The organism is Knoellia sp. Soil729 (genome assembly GCF_001427985.1).
Lineage (GTDB): Bacteria > Actinomycetota > Actinomycetes > Actinomycetales > Dermatophilaceae > Knoellia.
This window is the reverse complement of the sequence record NZ_LMSA01000002.1, coordinates 1386020-1400650: the sequence shown is the minus strand read 5'-3', so window position 1 is coordinate 1400650 and position 14631 is coordinate 1386020. Positions and strand designations below refer to the sequence as shown.

Annotated in this window: 14 protein-coding genes; 4 read left to right on the top strand and 10 right to left on the bottom strand. The window is 70.4% G+C overall.

Going from position 1 to position 14631, the window contains the following annotated elements; all coding sequences use genetic code 11:
- Nucleotides 1-70: 70 nt before the first annotated feature.
- Both ASG74_RS11595 and ASG74_RS11590 read right to left on the bottom strand, forming a co-directional pair.
- Complete coding sequence (locus ASG74_RS11595; RefSeq protein ID WP_056143082.1) at nt 71-760, bottom strand: sirohydrochlorin chelatase; 690 nt, start codon at nt 758-760, stop codon at nt 71-73.
- Nucleotides 761-820: 60 nt separating this feature from the next.
- Nucleotides 821-2599 (bottom strand): ABC transporter ATP-binding protein, encoded by a 1779-nt coding sequence (locus tag ASG74_RS11590; RefSeq protein ID WP_235498905.1) that lies wholly within the window; start codon nt 2597-2599, stop codon nt 821-823.
- A gap of 40 nt (nt 2600-2639) precedes the next feature.
- Here ASG74_RS11590 and ASG74_RS11585 point away from each other — a divergent pair, with 40 nt between their 5' ends.
- Together ASG74_RS11585 and ASG74_RS11580 are read left to right on the top strand one after the other, a co-directional pair.
- Nucleotides 2640-3854, top strand: coding sequence for a thiolase family protein (locus tag ASG74_RS11585; RefSeq protein ID WP_327035006.1), 1215 nt, complete (start codon nt 2640-2642; stop codon nt 3852-3854).
- 130 nt (nt 3855-3984) lie between these two features.
- Nucleotides 3985-4785, top strand: a complete 801-nt coding sequence (locus tag ASG74_RS11580) for a tryptophan 2,3-dioxygenase family protein (RefSeq protein WP_235498925.1) — start codon at nt 3985-3987, stop codon at nt 4783-4785.
- A 91-nt stretch (nt 4786-4876) separates the two neighbouring features.
- Here ASG74_RS11580 and ASG74_RS11575 read toward each other — a convergent pair whose 3' ends face one another.
- Together ASG74_RS11575 and ASG74_RS11570 are read right to left on the bottom strand one after the other, a co-directional pair.
- Nucleotides 4877-5557 carry a DUF2461 domain-containing protein gene (locus ASG74_RS11575; RefSeq protein WP_056143069.1) on the bottom strand — a complete coding sequence of 227 codons (681 nt, stop codon included), beginning with the start codon at nt 5555-5557 and terminating at the stop codon, nt 4877-4879.
- Nucleotides 5526-7007: an LLM class flavin-dependent oxidoreductase gene (locus tag ASG74_RS11570; protein ID WP_056143066.1), complete on the bottom strand. Its 1482-nt coding sequence runs from the start codon at nt 7005-7007 to the stop codon at nt 5526-5528. Before ASG74_RS11570 ends, ASG74_RS11575 begins: the two co-directional genes overlap by 32 nt.
- Nucleotides 7008-7185: 178 nt before the next feature.
- On the opposite strand from ASG74_RS11570, the gene ASG74_RS11565 reads away from it, so the two are divergent.
- A complete protein-coding gene (locus ASG74_RS11565; RefSeq protein ID WP_056143064.1) occupies nt 7186-8265 on the top strand; it encodes a ScyD/ScyE family protein in 1080 nt (359 codons plus the stop codon).
- Nucleotides 8266-8351: 86 nt separating this feature from the next.
- Nucleotides 8352-9215, top strand: a complete 864-nt coding sequence (locus ASG74_RS11560) for an SDR family oxidoreductase (protein ID WP_056143579.1) — start codon at nt 8352-8354, stop codon at nt 9213-9215.
- On the opposite strand, the gene ASG74_RS11555 is transcribed toward ASG74_RS11560, so the two are convergent.
- The 6 genes from ASG74_RS11555 to ASG74_RS11530 are packed head-to-tail and all read right to left on the bottom strand — an operon-like array spanning nt 9212 to nt 14609.
- The gene (locus ASG74_RS11555) at nt 9212-9790 is read right to left on the bottom strand and encodes an NADPH-dependent FMN reductase (RefSeq protein ID WP_056143061.1); all 579 of its coding nucleotides are present in this window, start codon (nt 9788-9790) and stop codon (nt 9212-9214) included. The genes ASG74_RS11560 and ASG74_RS11555 overlap by 4 nt on opposite strands.
- 37 nt (nt 9791-9827) lie before the next feature.
- On the bottom strand, nt 9828-10379 hold the full coding sequence (locus ASG74_RS11550) for a dienelactone hydrolase family protein (RefSeq protein ID WP_056143058.1): 552 nt from the start codon (nt 10377-10379) through the stop codon (nt 9828-9830).
- A complete protein-coding gene (locus ASG74_RS11545; RefSeq protein ID WP_056143053.1) occupies nt 10379-11671 on the bottom strand; it encodes a HAMP domain-containing sensor histidine kinase in 1293 nt (430 codons plus the stop codon). The genes ASG74_RS11550 and ASG74_RS11545 overlap by 1 nt, the downstream gene beginning before the upstream one ends.
- Nucleotides 11664-12374 carry a response regulator transcription factor gene (locus tag ASG74_RS11540; RefSeq protein WP_056143576.1) on the bottom strand — a complete coding sequence of 237 codons (711 nt, stop codon included), beginning with the start codon at nt 12372-12374 and terminating at the stop codon, nt 11664-11666. The genes ASG74_RS11545 and ASG74_RS11540 overlap by 8 nt, the downstream gene beginning before the upstream one ends.
- 49 nt (nt 12375-12423) lie before the next feature.
- Nucleotides 12424-12786 carry a hypothetical protein gene (locus ASG74_RS11535; RefSeq protein ID WP_056143050.1) on the bottom strand — a complete coding sequence of 121 codons (363 nt, stop codon included), beginning with the start codon at nt 12784-12786 and terminating at the stop codon, nt 12424-12426.
- A complete protein-coding gene (locus tag ASG74_RS11530; RefSeq protein ID WP_056143046.1) occupies nt 12786-14609 on the bottom strand; it encodes an Ig-like domain-containing protein in 1824 nt (607 codons plus the stop codon). Before ASG74_RS11530 ends, ASG74_RS11535 begins: the two co-directional genes overlap by 1 nt.
- Nucleotides 14610-14631: the final 22 nt, after the last annotated feature.

The following is a 14631-nucleotide window of genomic DNA, read 5'->3' as shown; positions in this document are numbered from 1 at the left end:
CGCCGGGTTCAGCCCGGAAGGGGAGCGTTCGGCCCGGAACAGTTCCCGGCCGAACGCTCCGTTTCCGTGATCAGCCGGAAAAGGGGTCGGGGGTGAGGCGGGCGAGGATGACCGCCAGAACCGCGTCGTCGTCGGCGAGGGGGGCGGTCACGACGTCGGCACCCGCGCCCGCCAGCCGGTCGTGGAAGGACCCCTCCGCCAGCAGGTAGGACGCGACGGCGACCCGGCCGGCTCCGGCCGCGCGCGCCGCCGAGACGGCGTCGGGGACAGAGGGCGCGGTGGCGGTGGCATAGGCCACGGTGACGGGACCCTCCCAGGCCTCCGCGAGCTGGTCGGCGGCCAGCTCCACGTCCTCGGCCGCCTGGGGTCGGCTCGAGCCTGCTGCTGCCAGGACGACATGCGTATCGGGCGTGGCACCGGCGTCGCGCAGCCGCTGGGCCAGCAGGGCGCCGAGCAGCGGATCCGGACCGAGGGGCGCGACTGCACCCGACCCGGGGTGGGCGCCCACCGCGTCGGCGATGTCGACGTCCACGTGGAAGCCCCGGCTGAGCAGGAGGGGCACGACGACCGCCGAGGCGTGCCTGCTCATGACGTCGTCGAGCGCGTCGGTGACGAACGGCTCCTGGACGTCGACGTAGGCGAGCGCCACCTCCTGCGAGGGCAGGGCCCCGGCCACGCGCTGGGCCAGGCGCCGCACGGTGTCGGCCCCTCGGACGTCCCTGGTGCCGTGGGCGACGAGGACGACAGCGGTGTGCTCCATGCCTGAAGTCCAGCACATCCCATCAGGAGCAGGGGCCGGGCGACCAGCCCAGCCGTCTCGTCAGAACTCTCCGGTTTGCACCTTCCACAGCGCGGCATAGATGCCCCCGGCACCCAGCAGCTCGTCGTGGGTGCCCGCCTCGGCGACGCGCCCGGCGTCGAGGACCCAGATCCGGTGGGCGTGCCGGACGGTCGAGAGCCGGTGGGCGACGACGATGGCGGTGCGGTCGAGGGTGGCCCGGCGCAACGACGCCTGGATGGCGGCTTCGGTCTCGTTGTCGACGGCGCTCGTGGCCTCGTCGAGCACGAGCACCGCCGGGTCGCGCAGCAGCGCCCGGGCGAGCGCGATGCGTTGGCGCTGGCCGCCGGAGAGGTTGACGCCCCGCTCCCCCAGCTGCGACGCGAACCCCTCCGGCAGGGCCTCGATGAAGTCCGCAGCCGCAGCGGCGACGGCCGCCTCGCGGATCTCGGCCGCGCTGGCACCGGGGCGTCCGTAGGCGATGTTGTCGGCGATCGACCCCGAGAAGATGTAGACGTCCTGGGCGACGTAGCCGAGCGACCCCCTCAGCGAGTCCCAGTCCAGCTCGCGCACGTCACGGCCGTCGAGGAGCACCTGGCCCTCGCGCGGGTCGTCGAAACGCAGCACGAGCCGGAGCAGCGTCGACTTGCCCGAGCCGGTGGGACCGACGATCGCATGGGTTTCCCCCGCTGGGATGGCCATGTCGATGCCGTGGAGCACGGCCGGCCCCTCACCGTAGCCCGCGCGCACTCCCCGGAGCTCGACGGCCCCGCGCACGGGCCGCTGGAGCGCACTCGTCCCTGCCGGGACCGTGACCGGCTCGTCGAGCAGCCGCAGGATGCGGCTCGCCGAGGCGCGTCCGCGCTGGTAGAGGTCGAGCACCGTCGCCACCTCGGTGAGCGGCCACAGCAGTCGCTGGGTCATGAAGACGAGGACCGAGTAGAGACCGATCTCCAGGTCCCCTCGCAGCGTCGACCAGCCACCGAAGAGCAGCGTGCACGTGAAGCCGGCGAGGATCGCCATCCGCACGAGCGGCACGAAGGCGGCGCTCGAGCGGATCGCGTCCACGTTGGCCTGCCGGTATGCCGTGGAGAGCTCCGCGATGCGGTCGCGCTCGCGTGCCTCTGCGGTGAACGCCTTGATCGTGGAGATGCCCGCCAGGTTGGCGCTCAACGCTCCCGAGAGGTCAGCGACGGCCACGCGGACCCGGGCGTAGAGCGGCTCGAGGCGTCGTTGGAAGACGAGCGAGCCCGCGATGACCGCGGGGATGGGGAGGAACGCGAGGACGAAGAGCTGGAGGCTGGACGCCGCGAACACCGCTCCCACGAGCACGACGTTGAGCGCCGTCTGCAGGATCGCCGGAGCCCCGACGTCGAGGAACCGCTCGAGCTGGTTGACGTCGTCGTTGAGCGTGGCGAGCGTCGTGCCGCTCGCCCGGCCCTCGTGCCAGGACATGTCGAGGTGCTGCGCATGGTCGTAGGCATCGACCCGCAGGTCGTGCTCGACCCCCTGGGCCAGGCCACGCCAGAGCACGTCCGCGATGTACTGCGAGACCGACTCGACCACCCAGACGACGACGTTGATCACCGCCAGCCAGCCGAGCTGCGCGTAGCGCGAGTCGACACCGAGGACCGACCCGACGAAGGAGTCGTTCCCGCGGACCACGACGTCGACGGCAGCACCGATGAGCAGCTCGGGCACCACGTCGGCGACCTTGTTGACGGTGGACATCGTCACCGCGGCCACGAGGCGCCCCCGGTAGCGGCGGTGCCGCTGCCACAGTGCGTGCAGCGGGCGGTCGGGGTCGGCGGGTCCGGTCACCGCCACACCCTAGGTCCCGAGCACGTCACACCGGGCAGCCCTGTCGGAGGCGCTGCAGGCTTCCTACGATGGGGAGATGACTGCAGAGAAGATCGTCCTCGTCGACGGCGCGCGTACCCCGATCGGCAGCTTCGGTGGGATGTTCAAGGACGTCCCCGCTCACGAGCTCGGCGCCACCGCGGCCCGTGAGGCCCTGGTGCGCTCGGGCGTCAGTGCCGACGACATCGACGAAGTCGTCATGGGCTGCATCGGGCAGGTGGGACCGGATGCCTACAACGCACGCCGAGTGGCACTGGCAGCCGGGCTGCCGAAGTCGGCACCGGCATACACGGTCAACCGCCTCTGCGGATCGGGGCTGCAGGCGATCTGGTCGGCCGCGATGCAGATGCGTTGGGGCGGGGTCGACCTTGCGCTTGCCGGCGGCGACGAGTCGATGAGCCGTATGCCGTTCTACGACTTCGGTGCGCGCGCGGGCTACCGCCTCGGCAACCGTGAGCTCGTGGACGGCACGGTCATGATGCTCACCGACCCGTTCCACGACATCCACATGGGCGTCACCGCCGAGAACGTCGCCACCCGCTACGGCGTCAGCCGCGAGGAGCAGGACGAGTTCGCGCTGCGCAGCCAGCAGCTGGCGACCAGCGAGAAGGGGCGCGCCGCGTTCGCCGAGGAGATCACTGCGGTGGAGGTCGGCGGCCGCAAGCCGTTCACGGCGACCGAGGACGAGCACCCCAAGCCCGGGACGACGCTCGAGGGGCTCGCGGGCCTGCGTGCGGCCTTCAGCAAGGACGGCACGGTGACGGCGGGCAACGCCTCCGGGATCAACGACGGTGCGGCCGCAGTCGTTCTGGCGCGTGATTCCGTCGCGGCCGACCGCGGCCTGACAGGCCTGGTGTCCCTCGAAGCCGTGGCGACCGGCGCGCTCGAGCCCGAGATCATGGGCTACGCACCGGTCATCGCGCTCAAGAAGCTCTTCGACCAGACCGGACTGAGCGCCGACGACATCGACACCTTCGAGGTCAACGAGGCGTTCGCGTCGCAGGCCGTGGCGGTCGTGCGCGACGCCAAGCTCGACCTCGACAAGGTAAACCCCTACGGCGGTGCGATCGCTCTGGGTCACCCCGTCGGCGCGACCGGCGCGATCCTGTCACTGCGCGTGGCCAAGGACCTGCACCGCCGTGATCTGGAGACGGGCGTCGTGACGATGTGCATCGGCGGCGGACAGGCCCTGGCCGCCCTCTTCCGCCGCATCTGAGCCACGCCACGGTGCTCGCGACCGAACCGGCCCCTGGCTGCCGGTGGCTAGGGTGGCGGGCGTGAGCGAGACATCTGCGGGCAACACCCGCGCCATCGAAGAGGGCATCCACACCGACTTCGCCACGGAGATGAGCTACGGCTCCTACCTCTCGCTCGACCGGCTGCTCAGCGCGCAACACCCGGTGAGCAACCCGGAGCACCACGACGAGCTGCTCTTCATCATCCAGCACCAGACCAGCGAGCTCTGGCTCAAGCTCGTTCTGCACGAGCTGCGTTCTGCCGCAGGCCTGCTCGCGCAGGACGAGATGCGCATCGCGCTCAAACGGGTCGCCCGGGTCAAGCACATCCAGCGCACGCTCACCGACCAGTGGTCAGTCCTCGCGACGCTCACGCCGAGCGAGTACAGCGAGTTCCGCGGCTTCCTGGGCCACGCGTCCGGCTTCCAGTCGTGGCAGTACCGCGCCGTCGAGTTCATGCTCGGCAACAAGCACCGCGGAACGCTCAAGGTGCACGAGGCCGACGCCGAGGCCCATGCCATCCTCGAGGAGCTGCTCGAGGCGCCGAGCATCTACGACGAGTTCCTGCGCTACCTGGCACGACGGGGGTATGCCGTGCCGCAGGAGATCCTCGACCGGGACGTCAGCGTGGCCCACGTCCCCAACCAGGAGCTGGTCCGGGTCCTCACCGGCATCTACGAGGACGCCGAGAACCACTGGGACGTCTACGAGGCGTGCGAGGAGCTCGTCGACCTCGAGGACAACTTCCAGCTGTGGCGCTTCCGACACCTCAAGACCGTCCAGCGCGTCATCGGCATGAAGACAGGGACGGGCGGCTCGAGCGGCGTCGGGTTCCTCCAGCGCGCCCTCGAGCTCACCTTCTTCCCGGAGCTCTTCTCGGTCCGCACCGAGATCGGCTCAACCCCCTCCTGACCCAGCTTTTGCTCCCCCTGCGGACACCTCGGCCTGCGGAGGGTTCATTTGCCTCCCGCGCCCACACGTTCCCTCCGGTCGCTGAGCGGCCTCAGCGACGCCTCGGCCGCTCGCTCGCGCCCACGTACTGGTCGCACCACTCGAGAAGCGGACGCATCGCCGCCCAGTCCGCCCGCACCCGCTCGGCAACCTCCTCGGACTCCAGCCAGTCAGGGGTGCCGTGGTCCCGGGAGGCGCTGAGGGTTCGGTGCCGCAGGAGCTCCAGTCGCGGATGGTCTGCCGGTATGCCGCGTGGTCGCGTCACGAGGACGTCTCCACCGATGTCGAAACCCCTGTCCACCAACGTGTCCAGGATGGATACGAGCTGGCCGCCCACGACGTCGTCGACCACGCTGGCGCGGTAACGAGCCACTTGGTCGGACTGAGATGCATAGAACCCGCCTGCTGTCCGCAATCCGTCGGCACCGACCTGGACGTACCACCCCATGCGCGGCGACACGGGAACGAAGAGTCCCTGGTGGTCCTTGTAGGGCGTCTTGTCCTTGCTGAAGCGGACGTCCCGGTGGGGCCGGAAGAGCTTCGGTTCGCCGAACTCTTCGGTGAGCACATCGCCCAGGTGAGCCATCGGCTCACGCACGCTGACGGCATACCGGTCCGTGTTGGCGGTCCACCACGTCCGTGAGTTCGAGCCCTCGAGCTCACGGTAGAACGCGACCGCGTCGCGCGGGATGCCGGGGACGTCAGCCGAAGCCGTGGGTGGCGAGGGCGTCATGCAGCGCCTCCTCCTCGTAGGACAGGTGGGAGAGCAGCGACTCCGTGAGCTGGTCGAGGGCGTCGGAGAGCGCGTCGAGGGCACGCTGCCCGTCGGAGCCGTAGCCGGCATCGCCGACCAGCGCGACGAGGGCCCGGTCGAGCTCGTCCAGGAGTCCGGCCACCACCTCGTGCTCCTCGTGGAGGCGGGTGACGACCGGCTCCAGCGTCGGGTCCGCCCGCAGGAGGTGGGGAAACATCCCCCTGTCCTCGTTGGTGTGGTGCCCGGTGACGATCCGGCAGTAGGACTCGCAGTAGGCCCCCAGGGTCCAGTTGTTCTGCCGCATCGTCATGGTGTTGATGACCGAACGGGCCTGACCGACGCTGGTGTGGCCCTCGCGGACCTGCCGGACGATGTCACGCACCTGGTTGAGCTCGGCCCGCAGGTAGTCGTGGACCTCGACGAGGTGCGCCGGGATGGCCAGCTGCTGCGGCGTGAAGGACAGGTGCCCCTGTGTCGCAACGGTCTCGCGCCCCGGCTCCACCGGCTCCGCTGGCTGTGGGGGCTCGACGTGGACCGACGTGTCAGGCTCGGCCTCGCGCTCCGCCCGGACCATCTCGCGGGTCAGGGGCATGACCTCGGCGGCGAAGCGCTGCAGGAACACCGGGTCGTCCGTGCCCACGATGAAGGTGCTCATCCCGACGCCCACGGCGAGATCGGTGAGCTGTTCGGCCCAGTCGTGGGGCGTGCCACGCAGCAGGCCGGAGCCAGTGCCGAACGACCCGAAGATGTTGTAGATGCGGCGGATGTCCTGGGGTGCGCGCCCAGCCGCGAGCGCGGCCTCGTCGAGACGGGCGTTGAGGTCTGGCAGGGCAGAGGGGTCGGCGTAGCCCATGCTCGGCACCCACCCGTCGGCGAGCTGCCCGGTGAGCCGGATCATCCGCGGCTTGTAGGCACCGAGCCAGATGGGGATGTCGTGGGCCGGCTGCGGTCCGGGCCGCAGGCCCGAGTTCGAGTAGTGCTCGCCGCGCAGTCGCCCCGGCTCCCCCGCCCAGAAGCCGCGCAGGATGGTGATGGCCTCCACGAGCGCGTCGACGGACTGCTTGGCTGTCCTGCGGCCACCACCGGCCGCCTCGATGGCGTCCCAGAAGGCGCCCGCGCCCAGGCCGAGCTCCACCCGGCCACCCGTGAGCAGGTCGAGCGTCGCGGCCGCCTTGGCGAGCACGACCGGGGGCCGCAGCGGCAGGTTGGCGACGTTGGTCGACAGCCGGACCTGGCTCGTCCGGGCACCGATGGAGGCCAGAAGGGTCCACGTGTCGAGGTGCGCCGACTGGTAGGGGTGGTCCTGGATGCTCACGTGCTCGAGGCCGAGGACGTCGGCGAGCTGGGCCAGCTCGAGGACCTCGTGGTGGCGGGCGGCGTCGGGGCTGGGGAAGAGGCCGAACTCCAGGTCGAGGCCATAGTCGGGCATGGCCCCATTATCGCTGGCCGCATGGCACGTCCGAGCCGTTGACGGTGCACCCGCACAGGGCCACTGTCGGGAGAGTCCACGGCCTGCGGAGTCACATCGCCTGCACCGTGCCTTCCGGCGGAGGTTCGCCCTCCCACGGCCACCCAGGCCCCTCACGTCGTCACCCGATGGAGTCCCCATGCGCTTGCGTCACCTCACGACGGCCGTTGCCGCCCTCGCCCTGCCCTCCCTCGTCCTGCTCGCTCCCCCCGCCATCGCCGACGGCAGCGTCGTCGCCTCGGGCCTGAACAACCCCCGTCACCTGTCGTTCTCGCCGACGGGTGACCTCTACGTCGCGGAGGCGGGCCGTGGGGGCTCAGGACCCTGCATCGTGGGCGGCGAGGGGCCGGCCTGCTTCGGCCTCACCGGTTCGGTGACCCGCATCCGCAACGGCACCCAGAGCCGCGTCCTCTCGGGCCTGCCGTCCGTCGCGGCGGAGGACGGCAGCAACGCCGCCGGTCCGGCCGACATCCAGCTCACCGGGTCGAAGAAGTACGCGCTCTCGATGGGCCTGGGCGCGGCACCCTCGGAGCGGGCCAAGCTGCCGGCCGCCGGACAGAAGCTGGGCACGCTGCAGAGCGGCATGCTCGGGGGCTCGATGTCCACACTCGCCGACCTCGCCGGCTACGAGCAGTGGGCCAACCCCGACGGCGGAGTGCCCGACTCCAACCCGGTGGGGATCACGCGGTTCCGGGGCGGCTACCTCGCGGCCGACGCAGGCGCCAACGCGGTCAACCAGGTGCGGCCCAACGGGTCCGTGAGCACCATGGCCGTGTTCCACGACACGATGGCGCAGGTCCCCGGGGCACCTCCCGGGGTCCTCATGCCGATGCAGGCGGTGCCGACCTCCGTCGTCGTCGGACCCGACGACGCTCTCTATGTCAGCCAGCTCACCGGCTTCCCGTTCCCGGTCGGCGGGTCGACGATCTGGCGGGTCGTTCCGGGCTCCGCACCGACGCCCTATGCCACCGGACTGACGAACGTCACCGATCTGGCCTTCAACGGTGACCAGCTGTATGCCGTGCAGATCGCTGCCGGTGGCCTGCTCGCCGGACCGGTCGGCTCGCTGGTGAAGGTCGACGCGGGCTCGACGTCACCCACGACCGTTGCCGGAGGCCTGTTCGCTCCGTACGGACTCGCCATCCGCGACGGCAGGGCCTACGTGACGACGTGCGCGGTGTGCGTCGGCGGCGGAGAGGTGCACGCCTTCCCGCTCTGACCAAAAGGTTGGCCGGCGGGGGCATGGTGGGCTCGTCGCGGGGCATGGGGTTGTGGACCCGTCCACAGCCGATGCAGGAGGACACCATGCCCCGCGCCAAGCTCACCGCGATCCCCGACCAGCAGCAGGAGTGGCCCGGCACCATCGCCGAGCTGTCCCCGAGCCCCGACCACGGGGAGACCTCCTGGACACCCCGCTCACGGCTGGAGGGCAAGCGCGTCCTCATCACCGGCGGTGACTCCGGAATCGGTCGCGCGACGGCCATCACGATGTCCCAGGAGGGTGCGACCGTGGCCATCGCCCACCTGGCCGAGGAGGAGGCCGACGCACAGGACACGGCGCGTGTCATCCGCGAGGCGGGCGGGAGCGTGCACCTCTTCGCCACGGACCTGCGCGAGCTCACGGCGAACCAGGAGCTCGCCACGGACGCGGTCAAGGCGCTCGGGGGCCTGGACGTCCTGGTGTGCAACGCGGCCTACCAGATGACCTTCGACGCGATCGAGGCCTTCCCGCCGGACCAGATCGAGCGCACCTTCGCCACCAACGTCTTCTCTCCCTTCTGGCTCGTCCAGGCGTTGGCCGGGGAGCTCGAGGCCTCAGGGGGCTCCGTCATCATCACGACATCGATCCAGGCCTACGAGCCCTCGGAGCAGCTGCTCGACTACGCCGCGAGCAAGGCTGCGCTCAACAACATGGTCGTCAACCTCGCGAGCGAGCTGGGCCAGCGTGGCATTCGCGTCAACGCCGTGGCACCGGGACCCATCTGGACACCGCTCATCCCCGCGACGATGCCGACCGAGAAGGTGGAGGGCTTCGGCAAGGACACCCCGCTGGGTCGCGCCGGCCACCCTGTGGAGGTGGCGGCGGCCTACGTCTTCCTTGCCTCCGACGAGGCCAGCTATGTCTCCGGGACCGTGCTCGGTGTCACGGGTGGACGCGCCGTCTTCTAGGAGCTGGCGGGGTCGCGCAGTGGGCGCAGCGCCCCGGCCCAGCGTTCGACCGCGGCCAGCAGGGTCGTGCGCTTGCCCGGCTGGTAGTCCCGCGGCGCCATGTCTCTCTGGTCCTGCATGTCGTCAAAGGTCGACAGCTCGACCTGGGCACGGACGACGGCGACCTGCAGCTCGTTGAGCGTCAGCTTGAGCTGCTCGGCCGCGCGGAAGCCCCCGTTGCTGCCGTAGCAGACGATGCCGGCCACCTTGTCGTTCCACTCGGCATAGAGGAAGTCGAGGGCGTTCTTGAGCTGGCCCGGGATGCCGTGGTTGTACTCCGGCGTGACGAAGACGAAGGCGTCGTAGCCGGCCACCCTCTCGGCCCACGCTCTCGTGTGCGGCTGCGTGTAGTTGCCCGAGCTCGCCGGCTCCGGCTCGTCGAGGTTGGGCAGGTCCTGCTCGGCGAGGTCGACCAGCTCATAGGTTGCGGCCGTGCGGTTCTGCGTGCCCTCCATGACCCAGTGGGCCACAGCAGGACCGACGCGGTCGGGTCGGGACGAGGCGATGATGACGGCGATGCTCAGCGGTGTGGACATGTCACCCAGTGTGCCCGGCGAGGCGGACAGGACGCTGTCAGCGCAGGAAGGCGTCGATCCGGGTCAGGGTCGACGCCGTGGTGAGGCTGTCCGCATCGGGTCCACCGAGGTCGGTGAACAGGTGGCCCCGGCCCGGTGACACGTGGTCCTCGAAGGCCGCTCCGCTGGCCCGGACCGCGGCACCGAGTGAGGCGACATCGCTCGGGTCAATCCATGGGTCCACTGCGCGTCGATGCACCTGCACCGGGACACCGGGCCACGCACCACGGGCGGGTGCAGCGGAGTGCATGAGGATCGCGGCCGCGGCATGTGGTCGCCCGGCAGCAAGTCGCTGGGCGAACCAGGCGCCGAGCGAGAAGCCGGCCAGGGCGGTGTCGGCAGGCAGTCGTGAGGCGAGGGCGCGGACGCGCTCGAAGTACTCAGGATGTGCATCGCGGTGCGCGATCCCGGAGCCCTCGTCGTCGAAGACCCGGCCCTCGTAGTAGTCCGGCGCCTCGACCACGTGGCCGAGCTCCCGCAACCGCTCGGCGAAGTCGACCACTGCCGGGCGCAGGCCCAGTGCTGAGTGGAGCAGGAGGATCGCGGCCATCAGCCGAGGTTCACGCGACCCGGGCCCAGGTGATGCGAACCGTGGATGAGGTCGTTGACCCCAGGGGCGGGGAGCACGAGGACGAAGGTCGTCGTGGGTGCGTCGGCGAGGACCAGGTAGCCCCCGAGGGAGTTGGCGAGCTGGGAGGCGATGGTCAGGCCCAGACCGTGCCCTTCGCTGTCCCGGTCGCCGGTGCCGCGTTGGAACACCTCGTCACCCACAGTCCTCGTGCCCTCGTCACTCACGACCACGTGGAGGTAGGCCCCCCGGTCTCGCGCTCCCGCGACGACGCGTCCACTGCCGTGCACGCACGCGTTGTGGAGCAGGACGTCGAGGACCTGGACAACCGGTCCAGGCACCACATGGGCGAACACGGGTTCGACAGGGTCATGGTGCAGCTCTCGCCCGGCCGCCACGTAGTGAGGGGTCCACCGCTCCACGGTGTCGGCAAGGAGCCGCGAGAGGTCGACGTCGACGGCGTCCCCCAGGCGCTTGCCCCGCGAGAGGTCGAGGATCTCGGTGATCGCGCGGTTGAGCCGGTCGAGCTCGCTCATGCCGCTGGTCAGCTCGGCCGCGACACCGGGAGTGGTCTCGGGCCACATCGACAGGTCCTCCAGTGTCAGCCGCAGCGCCGTGACCGGCGTGCGCAGCTGATGGGAGATGTTCGCCGCGAACTCCCGTTCGCGCTCGACGAGGTCGTCGAGCTGGGTCGAGGCGCGGCGCAGGGCGGCGCCGATCTTCTCTGCCTCGGGGATGGAGTAGTGGGAGAGCTCGACGTCGAACCGCCCGCGCCCCAGGTGCTCTGCCGCCTCCGCGAGCTCACCGAAGGGTCGCGCGAGCCGGCGGGCCAACAGGTAGCCGACGCACGCAGTCGCGGCGATGAGCGCGAGACCGATGAGGATCAGCGGCATGACGGCCGCGGACACGCGTTGCTGGACGAGGGCACCCGACCGTGAGATCGTCACCGTGCCACCGCCCGGGAGGACCCGTTTCTGTATGACGTCGCTCTCGCCACGTACCGGCTCGCCGGCACGGATCACGGAGTCGTCGGGCGCGACGTACTCGACGCTCTCTCCCGCGTTGAGAAGGCCGGCGAGGAACGACGCGGTCACCGGGGACGCCGCACTCGCGCGCTCGGTGATCACGACGGCGACGAGGTCCGCCGAACGGTCGACTGCGTGGTTCTCCTGCTGGGTGACGAGGTCGGCGATCTGGTAGGCACGCGGGACGCCGTAGAGGGCGGTGATGGTGATGGCCATGCCGACGAGGACGGCGACGAGCCGGTCACGCATCCTGCGCGTCCTCGAGCCGGAACCCCACCCCTCGCACGGTCGTGACCTGTGCCGGGGCAGCGGCGTCCTCGAGCTTCTGTCGCAGGCGCCCCACCGTGGCATCGAGGGTCTTGGTGGATCCGAACCAGTTCTCGTCCCACACCTCGTTGATGAGGCGCTCGCGGCTCACCACCGCGCCACGTGGGGCGTCGAGCAGGGCCAGGACGTCGAACTCCTTGGACGTCGCGGGGAGCTCGGCCGCTCCGACCCACACACGCCGGGACTGCACGTCGACCCTCAGGCCGGTGCTCGCTGGCGGTGGTGCAGGTGGCGTCGGGGGCTCCTTGCCCGTGCGTGCCGCGCTGCGGCGCAGCACCGCCCTGGCGCGGGCGAGCAGCTCGGAGAGACCGAAGGGCTTCGCGAGGTAGTCGTCGGCACCGACGTCCAGGCCGACCACGCGGTCCAGCTCACCGTCACGGGCGGTGAGGATGATCACTCCCCCGGCATAGCCGGCCTCGCGCGCCCGGCGGCAGACCTCGAGACCGTCGACGTCGGCCAGTCCGAGATCGAGCAGGAGCAGGTCGACGGAACCGCTCGCGAGGAGCTCGAGGGCGGGCAGGCCCTGCGCGAGCCGTTGGACGTCGTAACCCTCACGCTCCAGGGTCCTCACGAGTGGCGCGGCGATCCTGTCGTCGTCCTCGACAAGCAACACGTGGGATCCCATGGGACCAGAGCGTACTGACCACTCGTCATAGTCACCGTGCACGGTAACGTCATGCGCGGCGGCGAGCACGGGCGTCCACCACGAGTAGCACCAGGATGGACGCCGCGAGCGCCAGAAGTACGACGTGGACGGGCGCCACGGACGCAACGGGCGCTCCCGGCATACCCACGGTCAGGGTGAGCACCGTCCCGACCACGGTCGCCATGGCCACCGTGATGACCACGAGGTGTGACTCGAGGCAGTTGTGCACCCACATCTTCACCGCGCCCAGCACCGCTGCGCCGAGCCCGACGAGGTCGAGGACCATCAGCCCGGTGCTGTCCGAGTGCAGGGCTCGTTCGAGGAGGACCACCGCGAGCACCAGTGTGGTGATCGCGGCCCACCTCGACGCGGTCGTGAGCTCCCGTGGCATCAGAAGTCCTGGTCCGCGGTGCCGGTCTCGGAGACCGGCGTGGTCGAGCAGGGCCGGCCCTGAGGACCGGTCACTGCCGAGGAGGGCGTCCAGATGAGGGAGCCGGTCGCTGTCGAGCTCTTCAGCGCACTGCTGCCGTTGCCGACCACGGCACCGAGGCGCAGGGTCACCGTGGTCCGGGTGATGCCGGTGCTCGTGGTGACGGTGCCTGCAGTCATGGTGGCGTTGAAGGACGCGGACTTCCCGGCCTTGACGTAGTCACCGCGCAGGTTGACCGAGCCGAGGTTGACCGCGGCGTTGCCGAGCTGCACGTCGAGCGTGTCGTCGGTCGAGCTCTTGCCCACGGAAGCGCCGTCGCGGAACCGGACGGTGACGCTCTTGGATGCACCGTTCCAGCCACTGGTGATGGTGGTGAGGTCCACCTGCTCGCTGTAGGTGAAGGTGACAGTGTCCCCGGTGTCGGGCCGACCGGCGGTGGCCCCACCGTTGGCGCTCTGCACGTCGGCACCGCGCAAAGGAGCGTTGTCGACGAGCTGGGAGCTCACGACCACCGAGGTCGTCGACTGACCCTTGGCGTCGAGCAGGATGCCGCGAAGGTCGTAGAGGCCGTCGATGACGGTGGTCGTGTCCCAGGCGCAGGCGTAGGGCGAGGTGGTGTCGGTGCAGAGATCGGTCCAGGTGCTCGTCCCCACAGGGGCGACCTGGATCCGGACGGACGCAACACCCGCGGTCGAGCTCGCAGCGGCGCCCACGGTGACCGTCCCGTTGAGCGTGGACGGGACGTCGAGGCTGATCGAGGAGACGGTGTTGTCGACGACCCGGTTCGCGACTGTGGCCGAGGTCGTCACGTTGCCGGCGACATCCGTGGCCACGGCACGGAAGGAGTAGGTGCCGTCGAGGAGGGTCGTGGTGTCCACCCGGCACGTCCAGGGGTCGACACCGATGGAGCACAGGCCCTGCCACGTCGAGGTCCCGCTGCGCTGGGACTGGATCACGACGCCGGCCACGCCGGAGTCGGCGTCGGTGGCGGTCGCGGTGAACGTGCGCGTCCCGCTCACGGGTGTGCCGGGGTCCACCATGGTCGCGCTGGGCGCCGTGTTGTCGACGGTGACGGCGTCAACAACGGCGGAAACGGCGCTGAGGCTGGTGCCGTACGAGAGGGAGGAGCGCAGGTCGTAGTCGCCCGCAGCCATGCCGGCGGTGTTCCAGCTGCACGTGTAGGGGCTGGAGATGTTCCGGCAGATGTTTGTCCAGCTTGTCGTACCCGTGAGGGCGTACTGGATGGTCACCGTGTTGGGGGTGGGGGCGTTGTAGACGGAGGTCACCAGGGGCACGGTTCCGCGCACTGCGTCCCCGGGAGAGGCGAGGACCACCAGGACGTTGTTGGCGACGGTCGTGCGCACGGAGTCCGAGATGGTCTCGTAGCCGGCCTTGTCGGTGGCGCGCGCCCGCAGCGAGTACTGGCCGTCGGCGACCGCGGCGGTGTTGGCCCCGGTGCTCCAGGCGCAGGTGTAGGGCGCGATGGTGTCGGTGCACACGGTCACCCAGTCGGCGGCACCGGGAGCGAGCTGCTCGAGGGTGACGGAGGCGATCCCGGTCTCGGCGTCGGTCGCGTTGACCGTGATGGTGGTGGTGCCCTTGACGGCACTTCCCGGACTCACGACCGAGACGGTCGGAGGCGTCCAGTCGACAGCGGCCCGCACGGTGGCCGTGGACTGGGTCGACGCGGTGAAGGTGGCGGAGGAGAAGCCCGGGAACGCCACGGTCATCAGGCCGGCGAGGCCGGCGAGGAGGAGGAGCTGGAGCGAGCGGGGCAGTCGCATCACGGTGTCCTCCTTCTGTGGT